Source organism: Pantoea sp. AG1095, from assembly GCF_003208415.1.
Lineage (GTDB): Bacteria > Pseudomonadota > Gammaproteobacteria > Enterobacterales > Enterobacteriaceae > Pantoea > Pantoea leporis.
This window is the reverse complement of record NZ_QKMJ01000009.1, coordinates 155840-171404: the sequence shown is the minus strand read 5'-3', so window position 1 is coordinate 171404 and position 15565 is coordinate 155840. Positions and strand designations below refer to the sequence as shown.

General features: G+C 55.1%; 14 protein-coding genes and 4 tRNA genes. 6 read left to right on the top strand and 12 right to left on the bottom strand.

Going from position 1 to position 15565, the window contains the following annotated elements; translation table 11 throughout:
- Window positions 1-65: 65 nt before the first annotated feature.
- The 7 genes from uvrD to DEU53_RS17780 all read right to left on the bottom strand — a co-directional run bounded on the left by uvrD (window position 66) and on the right by DEU53_RS17780 (window position 8380).
- Window positions 66-2228 carry a DNA helicase II gene (gene uvrD, locus DEU53_RS17810; RefSeq protein WP_101763753.1) on the bottom strand — a complete coding sequence of 721 codons (2163 nt, stop codon included), beginning with the start codon at window positions 2226-2228 and terminating at the stop codon, window positions 66-68.
- Between the two features lie 76 nt (window positions 2229-2304).
- A complete protein-coding gene (gene yigB, locus DEU53_RS17805) occupies window positions 2305-3021 on the bottom strand; it encodes a 5-amino-6-(5-phospho-D-ribitylamino)uracil phosphatase YigB (protein ID WP_110867923.1) in 717 nt (238 codons plus the stop codon).
- Window positions 3021-3929 (bottom strand): tyrosine recombinase XerC, encoded by a 909-nt coding sequence (gene xerC / locus DEU53_RS17800; RefSeq protein WP_110867922.1) that lies wholly within the window; start codon window positions 3927-3929, stop codon window positions 3021-3023. The genes yigB and xerC overlap by 1 nt, the downstream gene beginning before the upstream one ends.
- Window positions 3926-4630: a DUF484 domain-containing protein gene (locus DEU53_RS17795; RefSeq protein WP_101763756.1), complete on the bottom strand. Its 705-nt coding sequence runs from the start codon at window positions 4628-4630 to the stop codon at window positions 3926-3928. The genes xerC and DEU53_RS17795 overlap by 4 nt, the downstream gene beginning before the upstream one ends.
- A complete protein-coding gene (gene dapF / locus DEU53_RS17790; RefSeq protein ID WP_110867946.1) occupies window positions 4627-5451 on the bottom strand; it encodes a diaminopimelate epimerase in 825 nt (274 codons plus the stop codon). The genes DEU53_RS17795 and dapF overlap by 4 nt, the downstream gene beginning before the upstream one ends.
- A gap of 29 nt (window positions 5452-5480) precedes the next feature.
- Window positions 5481-5684, bottom strand: coding sequence for a lipoprotein (locus DEU53_RS17785; RefSeq protein ID WP_101763757.1), 204 nt, complete (start codon window positions 5682-5684; stop codon window positions 5481-5483).
- A gap of 134 nt (window positions 5685-5818) precedes the next feature.
- The gene (locus DEU53_RS17780; protein WP_101763758.1) at window positions 5819-8380 is read right to left on the bottom strand and encodes a class I adenylate cyclase; all 2562 of its coding nucleotides are present in this window, start codon (window positions 8378-8380) and stop codon (window positions 5819-5821) included.
- A gap of 316 nt (window positions 8381-8696) precedes the next feature.
- Between DEU53_RS17780 and hemC the strand changes: the two genes are divergently transcribed.
- The 6 genes from hemC (at window position 8697) to DEU53_RS17745 (ending at window position 13630) form a co-directional block, all read left to right on the top strand.
- Window positions 8697-9638, top strand: coding sequence for a hydroxymethylbilane synthase (gene hemC, locus DEU53_RS17770; RefSeq protein WP_101763931.1), 942 nt, complete (start codon window positions 8697-8699; stop codon window positions 9636-9638).
- Window positions 9635-10375 carry a uroporphyrinogen-III synthase gene (hemD, locus tag DEU53_RS17765; RefSeq protein ID WP_101763759.1) on the top strand — a complete coding sequence of 247 codons (741 nt, stop codon included), beginning with the start codon at window positions 9635-9637 and terminating at the stop codon, window positions 10373-10375. Before hemC ends, hemD begins: the two co-directional genes overlap by 4 nt.
- A 23-nt stretch (window positions 10376-10398) precedes the next feature.
- Window positions 10399-11529 (top strand): uroporphyrinogen-III C-methyltransferase, encoded by a 1131-nt coding sequence (gene hemX, locus DEU53_RS17760; RefSeq protein WP_101763760.1) that lies wholly within the window; start codon window positions 10399-10401, stop codon window positions 11527-11529.
- 2 nt (window positions 11530-11531) lie between these two features.
- Window positions 11532-12728: a protoheme IX biogenesis protein HemY gene (gene hemY, locus DEU53_RS17755; RefSeq protein WP_110867921.1), complete on the top strand. Its 1197-nt coding sequence runs from the start codon at window positions 11532-11534 to the stop codon at window positions 12726-12728.
- A gap of 159 nt (window positions 12729-12887) precedes the next feature.
- On the top strand, window positions 12888-13256 hold the full coding sequence (locus DEU53_RS17750; protein WP_101763762.1) for a DUF6516 family protein: 369 nt from the start codon (window positions 12888-12890) through the stop codon (window positions 13254-13256).
- Window positions 13253-13630 carry a MarR family transcriptional regulator gene (locus DEU53_RS17745; RefSeq protein ID WP_110867920.1) on the top strand — a complete coding sequence of 126 codons (378 nt, stop codon included), beginning with the start codon at window positions 13253-13255 and terminating at the stop codon, window positions 13628-13630. The genes DEU53_RS17750 and DEU53_RS17745 overlap by 4 nt, the downstream gene beginning before the upstream one ends.
- Before the next feature lie 565 nt (window positions 13631-14195).
- On the opposite strand, the gene DEU53_RS17740 is transcribed toward DEU53_RS17745, so the two are convergent.
- The 5 genes from DEU53_RS17740 to wecG form a co-directional block, all read right to left on the bottom strand.
- Window positions 14196-14272, bottom strand: a tRNA-Pro gene (locus DEU53_RS17740).
- Between the two features lie 37 nt (window positions 14273-14309).
- Window positions 14310-14396 (bottom strand) — tRNA-Leu (locus tag DEU53_RS17735).
- A 16-nt stretch (window positions 14397-14412) separates the two neighbouring features.
- Window positions 14413-14488, bottom strand: a tRNA-His gene (locus tag DEU53_RS17730).
- Window positions 14489-14578: 90 nt separating this feature from the next.
- Window positions 14579-14655 (bottom strand) — tRNA-Arg (locus DEU53_RS17725).
- A gap of 159 nt (window positions 14656-14814) precedes the next feature.
- Window positions 14815-15549: a lipopolysaccharide N-acetylmannosaminouronosyltransferase gene (gene wecG, locus DEU53_RS17720; protein ID WP_110867919.1), complete on the bottom strand. Its 735-nt coding sequence runs from the start codon at window positions 15547-15549 to the stop codon at window positions 14815-14817.
- Window positions 15550-15565: the final 16 nt, after the last annotated feature.

Sequence of the window (15565 nt, the reverse complement as noted above, 5' to 3'; positions counted from 1 at the left end):
TCTCATGATAATAGTGCGCGCATGTTACGCTGAGACGAAAAAGTCGTCAAGGTAGCGCAACCGCGCTACACCGTTTCCAGACGGGCGTAAGCCGCCACCAGCCACTTGATGCCCTGGCCCTGAAACGCCACTTGCAAACGGCTGTGTTCACCGCTGCCTTCGAGATTGATGATGGTGCCTTCACCGAACTTGGCATGACGCACGCGCTGGCCGAGCGTGAAGCCGCTGTCATTTTGCGCGATGGGCGTGCCCATGCGCTGATGGCTCACCGGACGGCTGACGCTGGCGCGCAAACGCACCTCTTCCACGCACTCTTCCGGTAGCTCGCCGATGAAGCGTGATGGACGGTGATACACTTCCTTACCATAAAGACGACGGCTTTCAGCATAGGTAAGCGTCAGCTTGACCATGGCACGCGTCACGCCAACGTAAGCCAGACGGCGCTCCTCTTCCAGACGACCGCCTTCATCCAGCGACATCTGGCTCGGGAACATGCCCTCTTCCATGCCGACGATAAATACCTGGCTGAACTCCAGCCCTTTCGCCGAGTGCATGGTCATCAGCTGCACCGCGTCCTGCCATTTGTCGGCCTGACCTTCGCCTGCTTCCAGCGCCGCATGTGACAAGAATGCCTGCAGCGGCATCAAATCTTCGTCTTCGTCCTGATAGCTGAACTGGCGCGTTGCCGTGACCAGTTCCTCAAGGTTTTCAATACGCGCCTGGCCTTTCTCGCCCTTCTCCTGCTCGTACATCACCCATAAACCGGAGTCTTTAATCACGCGATCGGTTTGCACATGCAGCGGCATCTCGGCGGTTTCGCTGGCCAGTGAATCGACCAATTCGCAGAAGCGTTGTAGCGCTGAGGCGGCGCGTCCGGCTAAGGCTTTGTTCTGCAACAGCTCGCGCGTGGCCTGCCACAAGGTGAGTTGCTGATCGCGCGCGGTCTGGCGCACCACATCGAGGGTACGATCGCCGACGCCGCGCACCGGCGTGTTCACCACACGCTCAAAGGCTGCATCGTCGTTGCGATTGGCCATTAAACGCAGATAGGCCAGCGCATCTTTAATCTCCTGACGCTCGAAGAAGCGCATGCCGCCATAAATGCGATACGGCATGCTGCCTTGCAACAGCGCCTCTTCCAGCACGCGCGATTGGGCGTTGCTGCGGTAGAGAATGGCGCAATCCTGCAGCGCATTGCCGTTCTCGTGCCAGCTTTTGATGCGATTGACCACAAAGCGCGCTTCATCCAGCTCGTTGAATGCGCAGTAGAGTGAGATCTTTTCACCATCGCTGCCGTCGGTCCACAGCTCTTTACCGAGGCGGCCATTGTTGTTGGCGATCAGCGTGTTCGCCGCTTTCAGAATGTTGTTGGTCGAGCGATAGTTCTGCTCCAGGCGAATGGTTTCCGCGCCGGGAAAATCCTGCAGGAAGCGCTGGATGTTCTCCACCTGCGCACCGCGCCAGCCGTAAATCGACTGATCGTCATCGCCGACGATAATCACGCGGCCGCTATCACCCGCCAGCATGCGAATCCATGCGTACTGAATATTGTTGGTATCCTGGAATTCATCCACCAGCACGTTGCTGAAACGCTCGCGGTAATGATTCAGGATATGCGGCTTGTTAAGCCAGAGTTCGTGGGCGCGCAGCAGCAGCTCGGCGAAATCCACTAATCCGGCGCGATCGCAGGCTTCCTGATACGCCTGATAGATGCGCAGCCAGGTTTGCTCAACCGGATTGCCGTAGCTTTCGATGTGTTTTGGCCTCAGGCCTTCATCTTTTTTGCCGTTGATGTACCACATGCCCTGACGCGCAGGCCACTGTTTCTCATCAAGGTTCATCGCTTTGATCAGGCGCTTCAGCAGACGCAGCTGATCGTCGCTGTCGAGGATCTGGAAATCCTGCGGCAAGCCGGCATCAAGGTGATGCGCGCGCAGTAAACGGTGCGCCAGGCCGTGGAAAGTACCAATCCACATGCCGCCCTGGCTGGTGCCGATCAGCTGATCGATACGATGGCGCATTTCCGCCGCCGCTTTATTGGTAAAGGTCACCGCCATAATCGAATACGGCGAGCAGTTCTCTACCGACAGCAGCCAGGCGATGCGATGCACCAGCACACGGGTTTTGCCACTGCCTGCTCCGGCCAGCACCAGCAGGTTGCTGCGCGGTGCGGCGACCGCCTCGCGCTGTTTGTCATTCAAGCCGTCAAGCAGATCAGAAACGTCCATAAGCACCGTTCGCGAAAGAAAATGAACTCAAATCCACACTGCTGCGGATAGAGCTGTATATATTTACATGTGTGGATTATAGCAGCGAGGTCAGAGATGCCAACCGATCAATTTCAACATGCGGCAGCAAACGCGCATCGTCAATCTTCATCAGATTGCCTTCACGTAGATTGATCCAGCAGGCTTGCATGCCGGCAAGCAGCGAACCGGCCACATCGGTGGTGAGATCGTCGCCGACGTGCAGAATGTGCTGCGGTGCGATGTTCAAACGCTCAGCGGCCAGATGATACATATCCTGCCACGGCTTGGCGCGACCGTGCGGACCGGCACGCAGCGCGAACTGGAAGTGGTGATGGATGCCGAGCTTTTCCGGACAGGCATTGCCGTTAGTGATCGCCACCAGCGGCACGCGCTCACCCAGCCACGTCAGCGTTTGATGCGTCTCTTCCGGCATATCGACTTCACTACGCCACTGATGGAAGACGCTCATCACGTCGCTGGCACCGGCGGTGGCTTCCGCTTTGGATAAGCCGACATTGAGCAACGCCAGCTCCACCGAGCGACGACGCCATTCAGACACGTCGTGATAAATTTCCGGCTCGCGCGCCAGCAACTCATTGCGCAGCGCCTGATAATCCGCCGGGGTGAATTCTCGCAGCGCCGGATGATACGCCTGCAGCGCAGCGTGCGATTCGGCAGTGGTTTTGCGGATGACGGGATAGTTGTCATACAGCGTGTCGTCGAGATCAAAGGTGATTGCTTTGATTGGGCCGAGCGGACGATAAAACTTCATTAAGACTTTCCTCGTTTGGCACGCGGATGGGCCGCATCGTAAACCGTCGCCAGATGCTGGAAATCCAGATGGGTGTAGATTTGCGTGGTCGCCAGATTGGCGTGACCGAGCAGTTCCTGTACCGCGCGCAGATCGCCGCTTGATTCCAGCAAATGCGTGGCAAAAGAGTGGCGCAGTTTATGCGGATGAATATGGCTGGCAACGCCTTGCTTGATGCCCCATTCGGCAAAACGCTTCTGCACGTTGCGCGTCGAAATCCGGCTGCCGCGGCTGGAGACAAACACCGCATCATCCTGCGGCGCAAAGCTAGCACGCAGCGGTAACCAGTGCTGAATCCAGGTAACCGCCGTGCCGCCAATCGGTACGCGGCGCTCTTTGCTGCCTTTACCCAGCACCCGCACTTCACCTGCCTCCAAATCCATGTGGCGACAATCCATATTCACCAGCTCAGACAGACGCAAACCGCCGCCGTACATGGTTTCCAGCATCGCGCGGTCGCGTACCGCCAGCGGATCGTTGAGATCGATCTCCAGCAGTTGGTTAACTTCGTCGACATCCATGTTTTTCGGCAGATGGCGCGCATTACGCGGCGTGGATATGCCTTTGGCGGGATTGGCGCTCAGCATGCCCTGATGCACTTGCCAGTCGAGAAAACTGCGCAGCGCCGACATGCGCAGCGCCAGACTGCTGGCGCCTAAACCGCCCCGCCGGCTGCGTGCCGCCAGGCTGCGCACCTGCGCCGGTTCCAGCTGCGACCAGCTCGTCAGCTTCATCTCATCGGCCATTGCTATAATCGCCTGCAATTGCCGTTGGTAATTCTTTTGCGTCAGCGGACTCAGCTGGCGTTCGACCTTGAGATAACGCAGAAAGCCATCCACGGCCGGCAGCAGCGGACTGACGTGACTCATGCGCGTTCAATCCAGCGTGACAGCAGATCCGGCAACATTTGCGCCAGATGCTGCAGCAGCAGCGTGCCCATGCCCGCCTGATAATGCTGATTATCGCGGCTGGTGAACATTAATATGCCCAGCTCGCCGCGTTCGCCCATCAGCGACATCGCTACCGAGCCAATCGCTTTGGCCTGCGGCAACAGCAGTAGCAATTCCGGACCGTTCAGGCTGCCGAGATAGTGATGTTCATTGCCGAAGCGCTGAATGCGCAGCGGTTCGAATGCCTGACGTGACAAGCCGAGCTGGGTGAAATCAGAGGGTGCGCCGATGTGCCACTTGTCATTGAACACGCGTACGTGTGCGCCGGCCAGACCCAGTTCGCGCGCCCAGCGGTGCAGACGCGTTAGCATCTCTTGCAAGCTGTCGGCGGCGGCGAGATGACCTTGCAGCGCCAGCAGGCGATCAAACAGCTGATGGTTGGCGGTAGCCTGCTCCATCAGCAGCGTGATCTCCTCTTCTAACTGCTGGATGTGGTTGCGCTGCCGCGCCATATGCCACTCCACCAGCGAAACACTGCCGCGTACCGGATGCGGCACCATCATCTGTTCAACCTGGCGCGCATTGCGAATAAAAAAATCGGGGTTTTGACGCAGAAATGCGCTTACCGATTGATCGTCCAGCAAAACCTCGCTTTCGGTTTGCTCTTCGACATTTTTCATAGATGAATAAACCCATCGTAGACGTGTGTGGCTGGACCGGTCATAAACAGCGGTTGCCCTTCCCCTTTCCAGGCAATGTGCAGCGTTCCGCCCGGCAAATCGACGCGGACATTTTCCGCCAGAATGCCCTGCTGAACACCGCAGGCGACCGCCGCACAGGCGCCGCTGCCGCATGCCTGGGTTTCGCCTGCGCCACGTTCATACACGCGCAGACGGATGTGTTCACGATTGACCACTTCCATAAAGCCGACATTGACGCGCTCCGGGAATCGCTCGTGGCTTTCCAGCTCTGGGCCCAGCGTTTCCACCGGCGCGGTTTTCACGCTTTCTACCTGAATCACGCAGTGCGGATTGCCCATCGATACCGCACCAAACATCACGGTTTGCTCGGCCACCCGCTGCAAATAAAGGTTCTCTGCTTTATTCGCGCGGAGCGGCACGCTTTGCGGTTCGAAGTTGGGTTGACCCATATTGACGCGCACCAGCTCATCATTGGTAACGCTGAGCACCATGCGGCCGGTTTGCGTGCTGACACGAATGTCGCTTTTATTGGTCAAACCTTTCAGACGCACAAAGCGGGCAAAGCAGCGTGCGCCGTTGCCGCACTGCGCGACTTCGCTGCCATCGGCGTTGAAAATGCGGTAATGGAAATCGAGATCCGGATCGTAAGGCGGTTCAACGATCAGTAGCTGATCAAAACCGATCCCCAGATTTCTGTCCGCCAGGCGGCGAATCAGTTCCGGCGAAAAAAAGACGTTTTGCGTCACAGCATCCACAACCATAAAGTCGTTGCCGAGACCGTGCATTTTTGAGAACTGCATTTTCTGCTCCGCCGGATTACTCATAGAGTTTAGTTGGCCTGCGAACCAGGCTTGCTGGTGACCAAACCACCGACATCAGCATCCTGAGCCGCTTTTTGCTGCTGCGCGGTGACCTGCTGTTTCGGCTTGTTTGGCTGATCTTTCGGCGGGAAATACAGCGGTCCTTTTAGGCCACAGCCTACCAGGCTGACCAGTGCCAGCGCCATACCCAGCTGACTCATCACTCGTATCATTCTGTCTGCTCTTCTGTCCTAAAGCCATGGTTGCTTATCATCGCAGTTGACGTTGTAAAAGCAACAGGAAATAGCCGCATTTCCTGCGGCAGGTCAGAGTAACAGCGCATCCCGCCGCGCGAACGCGGGCGGGATCAATGCATTTGGTAGCGCGGCTGGAAGTCGCCGTTGTCGTTGTCAGGCTGGGTAGCGCAGAGCTGCGTCAGCGTTTGGCTGCGGAAAGGAATCACCTGGAAACGTTCGCCAGTGTTCACAATCTGGTAGAACTGCGGCAGGTTAAAATTGATAAAGCTGGAACCGTAGGTAAAACGGTCATGCGACGAGGAATAGAATCGACTCACGTCGCGCACCAGCTCTTCTTTACTGCCTTCGCAATGGTGATAAACCTCAACGCGATTGGTTTCGTCGAGGATATAGATGTTGAAGCCGCGATCGTCATTAGTATCTTCAAAGAAGAACTGAATAATGCCTTCGCTGGCGTAGCCGTTCACCACCGGTGGCAGCGGCGTCTGGTTCGATTCTACTTTAATCGACAAGCCATGCAGCTTGTTGTTAGAAATCGCGCCATAAAATTCCACGGCGTTTTCCAGCTTCTGCACCGACACGCTCATGCGTTCGAAGAACAAGCCCCAGGTTTGGCCCGCCATGCGTAACGCTTTAAAGCGGCCCGGTTCCTGACGCGTGCTCGACAGACGCAGCTCAATGCATTCCGAAACCAGCTGCTGCACGCGAGTACGAATTAAACCGCGCAGATGCTGGCTGTAGCAGAATACTTCCACCGTATCCGGCGGCGCAGCATCCTGATGCATTTTGCCGAGAATTGTTTTCAGCGCCTCAATCATCGCCTGCTCACCATTGAAGTGCAGCGTACGCACTTCATTCCACGAGTTGCGATAGAGCAGATCGATGCTGCCAATCAAACATTGCTGCTGCTGACCGAAGCTGAACACATCCAGCTTACGGAAATCAAAATGCACCACCTGATTGCGGAATGCGGAGGTAGGATCGTGTTCCAGGTTAACGATAATCGCTAAGTGACGAATTTCGCACGGGCTGTAGAGCGCTTTCGGCGTCGGTGCTGGCACGCGCAGCGGGAAGTGGCTCGACACATCGTTAACCAGTTCCTGCAGACGCGGCAGATCGCACAGATCGTTGCCCTTCATATGCAGACGCGTTTTACTGGTCAGCAAACCGTTAAACCACGCCCACGCCACCAGCTTGTTCAGATAGCGATTATATTCCAGCGGCTGATGGCTGATGATGGAACTCATGTCCGGCGATTGGTTATACAGATACCAACCGGCGCGATTAGCGCGGCCCGCCGGGACATGAATAAAGGTAAGATTCTCTTCCGAGAGATCGGGCGAAATCTGCGGGTTCACTAAAGTGACTTTACCCGGCAGCGCCTCGAACGCGGCATACAGTTTACGCGTCAGCACGCCGATATCCTGCGGGCTGGCGCTGACGCTTAAATTGTTGCGACGCGCAAAGCGAATCAGGTTGCGATAGCTCTGCATCATCGCATCCAGCAGCTCGTTGTGCGCTTCGCGTACCCGTTCGATTTTCCACTGCGCGCGGTTATCCAGTACCGCTAACTTCTCTTCATCCCAGCCCCACTCTTTAACCAGCTGCGATAAGATCTCGCGCCGCCAGCCGGTGCGCTGATGATGGTGATCTTCGCTCGAGAGCTTTTCACACACTTTTAAATAGAAACATCGACGCACTAAATCGAGGCGCGCCATGTCATCAACGCTGGTGAGATAGCGCGTCACGCGCTCCAGCATCATGCAGTAAGGATCGAGACCGAAGGAGACAATTTCGCCGTCGTGCAGGCGCTGCTTGATGTCCATCGACAAGAGCTGCGTGTCGGGATATTCCCAGCTGTAGGCTTCCAGCAGCAGGGTTTTCAGCACCGCTTTATACGGCGAGTCGATACTTTTATACAGCTGCCACAAGCTGGCACCGAAATACTCTTCCGCCGACAGCGTGCCAAGGCCGCCGAGATCCAGCCACTCATTCGGCGTCAGTACGCCTTGTGAATAGAGCGACATGACGTAATCGTCGTAATGGTGCTCCTCTTCGCCAGGCACCATATTCCACAGGATGCGTTTACCCGCCATACGCACGGCGGTACGGTAGAACTCATCCAGTAGCAAAATATGTTGGGTAGAACCGCAGTCTTCACCGCCGAGGCTACCGCTTTCGTTATGGCGGAAACGGTTCTCGTCAATCAGGAAGAAGCTGACTTCCACACCCATCGACACACACCATTTCTGCAACAGCGTACACTTACGCTGCAGATTGAGGCGCTCTTCATTATCCAGCCACGATTGGTGGCATACCCAGATGTCGAGGTCGGAAATGCTGTTTTGCCCAACCGACGAGGTGCTGCCCATTGAGTAAATGCCGGTAATTGGACGTTCGCCCGCGACGGCGGCGGTGAGATCGAGCGGTTGTCCGCCCGCTAAGTTCTGCAGTAGCTGGAATTGATTTTCATCGGGCGTGTAAAGGCAGACGCCATGCGGAACGCTACCTTCGAGGTAGCCCGGCATCAGCGGATGATGGTAATGCAATAATGTTGGCAGCAGACTGTAGACTTGCTGGAAAGCAGGCCCCATGGCAGCCAGTGCGCGATCTACACGCAGCTGGTTAATCGCATCCAGTCTCTGTTTCAGTGTCTCAATGTAGAGGTACAAGACGTTTCGCCTGATTGTCCCAGTGTTAAGCACCCTGTTTCCGCATTCTGCCGCTTAATAATAAAGATATCGGGCAAATAATTGCTGGAAACGTGATCAATCTAACACCCGGAGGATTGACCGTAAAGAAAGTTGCGCTACTTAACAGTTTAGCATGTTCCGACCGTAGCCCTGCTTTTTTCAGACTTCGACACAAAATTGCGACCCGCAAGATCCAGGCGCAGTCTGACATCGCGGCCTTTTCAATCCGTTGAAACTGACAGCATTCCCCTATCAATGATAGGATATTCGATGAACGATCAAAATGGTTAACAGCATGTTAAACAAAATTTTCAGAATTGCTACCAGACAAAGTCCCCTTGCTTTGTGGCAGGCACAATATGTCCAACAGCGTCTGATGGCGGCTCATCCGGGTCTGCAAGTTGAGTTGCTGCCGATGGTCACCAAAGGTGATGTCATCCTTGATACGCCATTGGCAAAGGTTGGCGGCAAAGGGCTATTCGTTAAAGAGCTTGAGCTGGCAATGCTGGAAGGCCGCGCCGATCTCGCCGTGCACTCAATGAAAGATGTGCCGATCGATTTTCCACAAGGCCTCGGTCTGGTGACCATTTGCGAGCGTGAAGATCCGCGCGATGCTTTCGTCTCCAATCGTTACAACAGTGTTGATGAGCTGCCACAAGGCGCGGTTGTTGGGACGTCCAGCCTGCGTCGCCAGTGCCAGCTTAGCGCCCGTCGTCCGGATTTAGTGATTCGCTCACTGCGCGGCAACGTCGGCACGCGTCTTGGCAAACTTGATGCCGGTGAATATGACGCCATCATTCTGGCGGCGGCCGGTTTGAAGCGTTTAGGTCTGGAAGATCGCATCCGTCAGGCAATGCCTGCCGAGATCTCCCTGCCCGCCGTGGGTCAGGGCGCCGTCGGCATTGAATGCCGCGCAGATGATGAGCAATTGATTACGCTGCTACAGGCGTTGAATCACGACGATACCGCCGTGTGCGTGCGCGCCGAACGCGCAATGAACACGCGGCTGGAAGGCGGTTGTCAGGTGCCTATCGGCAGCTTCGCGGTGCTGGAAGACGATCAGCTGTGGCTGCGCGGATTAGTTGGCTCACCGGACGGCAGTCAAATGGTGGTCGGCGAGCGTCGCGGTCCACGCGATCACGCCGAAAGAATGGGGGTTTCGCTGGCCGAAGAGCTGTTGGATGGCGGCGCGCGCGACATTCTGCGTGAAGTGTATCAAGGTCAACCGCCAGTATGACCATCCTCGTGACCCGCCCGGAACCGGCCGCCACTGAACTGGTCTCGCGTTTGCGCAGCCTGGGCAAGCTGGCATGGGGCTTCCCGCTGATTGAATTTACGCCGGGTCGCGATCTTATCCATTTGCCAAGCCAACTTGCGGCGTTACAGCCAGGCGATCTGGTGTTTTTACTGTCGCAGCAGGTCGTTACTTTCGCCGAGCCCGCTTTACAGCAAAGCGCGACAACATGGCCTGAAGCCCTCAACTATTATGCTATTGGTCGCAGCACCGCTTTAGCCCTGCATACCGTCAGTAATCTCAAAGTAGACTATCCTCATGCGCGGGAGACCAGCGAAGAGCTGGTGCGCCTGAACCGTCTGCAGCAGGTTAGTGGCAAACGCGCGCTGATTCTGCGCGGCAGTCCGGGGCGCGAGTTGCTGGCAGAAACGCTGATTGAACGCGGCGTTGAGGTGCAATACTGCGAGTGCTATCAGCGCTGTGAAAAGCACTACAACGGCGCGACTGAAGGCCGACGCTGGCGCGATCGCGGCATTACAACGCTGGTGGTAACCAGCGGCGAAATGTTACAACAACTCTTTTCTCTGTTTCCGCCAATTGATCGTCGGGAATGGTTACTGCACTGTCGGCTTGTGGTCGTCAGTGAACGTTTGGCTACGCAAGCCGCTGAATTAGGCTGGCAGGACATTGATGTAGCCGATGGTGCCGATAACGATGCGCTGCTGCGCGCGTTACGCTGAACTTAACAATGGGATGAGCCATAATGACGGAACAAAAAGCCTCCTCCGCCATGGTTGAAGAAACCACCCCAGCGGACAATTCTCCCTCGCCAGCAACCAAACCACCTCGCGATAAAAAAGGCGATGGCAAGGTGCTGAGTGCCGTGGCGATTGTGATTGCGCTGGCGATTGGGGCGGGACTTTACCTTAATGGGAAACACCAGGCCGATTTACAGGCTCAAACTAACCAGAATCTCAGTGAGCAGCTGAGCGCCTTGCAGCAGCAACTGGGCAGCGACAAACAGCAGCTGACGCAACAGCTGGATAGCGCCAACAGCGCCTTGCAGCAGGCGCGCACGCAGCAGGATAACAGCGCAAAAGAGCTGGAAACCCTGCGTGATAAAGTCGCTACCATCTCTGGAAACGACACGCGTACCTGGCTACTGGCGCAAGCGGACTACCTCGTCAAACTGGCGGGCCGCAAACTGTGGAGCGATCAGGATGTCACCACCGCGGCAGCGTTATTGAAAAGTGCTGATTCCAGCCTGGCCGACATGAACGATCCGAGTGTGATGAACGTGCGTCGCGCCTTAACGCAGGACATCAGTTCACTCTCCGCCGTCAGCCAGGTTGATTATGACGGCACCATCCTCAAGCTTAATCAGCTGTCGAACGGCGTCGATAATCTACGCCTGGCCGACAACGACAGCGATGATTCGCCTATGGACGCTGATGGCGGTGAACTCTCAAGTTCGCTGCACGAGTGGCGTCAAAATCTGGTGAAAAGCTGGCATAACTTTATGGATGATTTCATCACCATCCGCCGCCGCGACAACACCGCACAGCCGCTGCTGGCACCGAATCAGGACGTTTACCTGCGCGAAAACATTCGTTCGCGCCTGCTGATTGCGGCTCAGGCCGTACCGCGTCATCAGGATGAGATCTACAAACAGTCTATCGATGCGGTATCAACCTGGGTTCGCGCCTGGTATGACACCAACGATGCCGCCACCAAAGCCTTCCTTGCACAGCTGGATGAATTGAGCCAGCAAAGCATTTCAATGGATGTGCCGGATACGCTGGAAAGCCAGCCGCTGCTGGAAAAACTGATGCAAACCCGCGTACGTAATTTGCTGGCTCAGCCATCGGTTGCTGCTGATCAACAAGGAGGCTAACCATGCTGAAAGTATTGGTGCTTTTCCTGCTGCTGATTGCGGGCGTTGTGGTTGGACCGATGGTAGCCGGCCATCAGGGCTACGTGTTGATCCAAACCGACAACTGGAACATTGAAACCAGCGTAACCGGCCTGGCGATCATTTTGATCCTCAGCCTGCTGGTGATTTTGTTGGTGGAATGGATTCTGCGTCGCCTGTTCCGCACTGGCGCCCGCACACGCGGCTGGTTCACCGGCCGCAAGCGCCGTAGCGCGCAGCGCCACACGCAAAGCGCGCTGATGAAACTGGCGGAAGGTGACTTTAAACAGGCCGAAAAACTGCTGTCGAAAAATGCCGACCACGCCGATCAGCCAGTGGCAAACTACTTGCTGGCTGCCGAAGCGGCACAGCAACGCGGTGACGAAATCCGTGCTAATCAGCATCTGGAGCGCGCTTCTGAGCTGTCGGTGAATGACACGATTCCGGTTGAAATCACACGCGTACGTCTGCAACTGGCGCGCAACGAAGATCATGCGGCACGCCATGGCGTTGATCGCCTGCTGGAAGTCGCGCCGCGCCATCCGGAGGTGTTGCGTCTGGCAGAACAAGCCTATATTCGTACCGGCGCATGGGGCGCATTGCTCGACATTCTGCCTGCGATGCAGAAAGTGCAGATCAATGATGAAGCACAGCGCGATGCCTTGCAGCAGCAAGCCTGGCTGGGCCTGATGAACCAGGCGATGGCCGATCAAGGCAGCGACGGTTTGAAGAAATGGTGGCAAAACCAGAGCCGCAAAACGCGTCAGGAAACCGCCTTGCAGGTGGCTATGGCAGAACATCTGATTGAGTGTGACGACCCGGATACCGCACAGAGCATCGTGCTGGAAGGTTTGAAACGTCAATATGACGATCGTCTGGTATTGCTGATGCCGCGTATTAAAAGTGGCGATCCGCAATCTCTGGAGAAAGCATTGCGTCAGCAGATTAAACAGCATGGCGCCACGCCGCTGCTCCATAGCACGCTGGGTCAGCTGCTGATGCGTCATGGGGAATGGCAGCAGGCGGCAGAAGCGTTCCAGCAAGCGCTGGCGCAGCGTCCGGATGCGTTTGATTATGCCTGGCTGGCCGATGTTTACGACCGCCTGCATCGTCCGGAAGACGCTGCCAAAATGCGTCGTGAAGGCCTGCTACTGACGCTGAAGACCAATCCCAGCGTCTGATTTACGATTGTTACTTTTGTGCACGCCGGGCTTGTCCCGGCTTTTTTTTGCCTGCAATTTATCGCTAATCAATATCCTGATCTGTTTCGATCATTACCGTGTGGGTCTGATGAAATTTTACACAGCAACATTGATTTGTTATGATCGGGTCATAAGTATATGGATGATGAAGACTACGGATTAAATACGCTGATCGACATGGATGGATATCGATTTACTTATGAGAGCGGATATTGGTGGAAAATTGAGGTTCGTAAAGAAGCACCGTCGAAGTTCAGGCCGCATGGCATAAGGTACAATCTTACCTTCCATAACAATTACAACACCCGCATCTTCGGCATAGATAACGCTCATGCCATTAAGCCGCCGAAGAGAGGTTTTTCAGGTAAATGGACGGTTTATGACCATTTGCATAAAACCTCTGTTGATTCTGGGCAGCCCTATTTCTTTGTTTCGGCCAGCCAACTGCTCGAAGACTTTCTGGAAAATGTAGACAAAATCATTGGTGAAAAAGAGGGTAAATCATGAAAGCGCTCATCGGCATTATTTCTCCAGAGAATATGCGTAATCGCATGCTGAGCATTGCGAGTGGGCAGTACAAACCTGAGGCTGATGAACCCAAAGTTTGGTTTGCGTCCGTGAACGCGATTGCGCAGGTGCTTAGCAATGAGAACATCCTACTTCTCAAGCTTATGCACGAGCGCAAACCTCAGACCGTTACAGAGCTGGCGGAGCTTTCGGGACGTCGAGTCAGTAATCTGTCTGCGACGCTGAAAACGTTGGAAGGTCACGGCTTTGTGAGCCTGAAGAAGATAGGCAAAAAAAAAATTCCTACCGCACTTTTCACTGAGTTCGATATACGCGTGACCAGTGAACTCATCGCAAAACCCGAAGCGGCTTAACTGAACCTTGCGTTCCGAAGCCGAATCTACCCTTCGCCATATTACAGACAAAAAAACACCTGCCATAAGCAGGTGTAAGATCAGGTCGTTAAGACAACTGATGGCATCCGACTCAACGTAATGTCCTTCTTACTGCAGTAAAGCGTGCGCAAATACTGCCAGGCTGGACAACGGATGCCGTAAGGGGCTCTGCATCATTCCCAGGTTTATGTAGCATCAGCAAACATAAGAGGTGGAATGAGCATCTACAGGTAGATTATTGCACAAGACGTGCCAAAGTTGCAGCACGTGCAATAAGCTAATTAATATCAACAGGATATAGTCCCTGCCACAATCCCGGTGTTAGCCACTGTCGGTAAAACGCGACGATCATTCAATAAGCTGTCTCCGCAGAACGACAAGCTATGCAAGGAATTGTCATGCCCATATAAATCAATGATTTATATGTATCTAAATAGCGACAATGTGCGGAATTACGCTCAAAGGAAATGATGGGAAGAGTTGAGAATATGAATGGCGGATACAAACGAAAAAAGCCTGCTTTTTCAAGCAGGCTTTTCGAATATGGTCGGCGAGAGAGGATTCGAACCTCCGACCCACTGGTCCCAAACCAGTTGCGCTACCAAGCTGCGCTACTCGCCGATTTTTTACTTCTTTAACGCTACTGCGTAATTTTGCCTGGTGCGAAGGGAGGGACTTGAACCCTCACGTCCGTAAGAACACTAACACCTGAAGCTAGCGCGTCTACCAATTCCGCCACCATCGCGTGACCGAGCAAAATCTGGGGTGGCTAATGGGACTCGAACCCACGACAACTGGAATCACAATCCAGGGCTCTACCAACTGAGCTATAGCCACCATAATTCTGGTGCGTAAGCGTGTTTCGCTTACTAATTCACTGCATAACGCGGTCTAACCAACCACCGAAGCTCTTGCGCACAAACTAAATGGCGCGCCCGACAGGATTCGAACCTGAGACCTCTGCCTCCGGAGGGCAGCGCTCTATCCAGCTGAGCTACGGGCGCGTAGCGCCGTTGCGGATGGGCATACTACGGGCTTGACCTCATACTGTCCAGCCCTTTTTTAGAAAAAAAACGCGTTTGATTACGCTTTGTGCATTCCATCGATAATTACAGCAGTTTGAGGCGCTTACCCTCTCATTTTCGCTGGAAAAACCAGCAATTTCAGAGGTCGCCCCGCCAATGGTAGCGTAAGTATTTCAGCAGCTTTAATTGGCGACGCAGACGCGAAGGCTGACGAATAAGGCGATAAAGCCATTCCAGTCCGGACTTTTGCCACCAAACGGGCGCGCGCTTAACGTGCCCGGTAAACACATCGTAAGTGCCACCAACGCCCATATAGAGCGCATGCGGCCAATGGGCGCGGCAATCACGCATCAACAGCTCCTGGCGCGGCGAACCTTGCGCCACCGTGACAATCTGCGCACCACTCGCGGCGATGCGGGCAAACAGCGCGTCGCGCGCTTCAGGCGCAAAGTAACCATCCTGACTGCCAACGATATTCACATTCCACTGTCGGCGCAGCTTGTCGCAGGTTTCCTGCAGCACCGCCTGACGTCCACCAATCAGAAACACCGGAATGCCGCTACGCCCTGCACTCTCCATCAACGCTTCCCATAAATCCGCGCCTGCAATGCGGTTCACCTGCAGCTGAGGATACTTCTTACGTAGCGAACGGACGATGCTGATGCCATCCGGATATTTGAACTCAGCCTCAGCGATCAGTGCGCGTAGCTGCGCATCTTCTTCCTGCGTGAGCATTTTCTCGGCATTCATCGCTACCAGCGTGCCGCAACGCGGTTTACCCTCGGGCAGCAGAAAGCGCAGAAAGCTCGCCATATCGTTGAAGGCGTGAAGATCGACTCCGCGCAGGCTATAGCGCGGCTTATCGGTTTCCATGGTATGAATTTCCCGT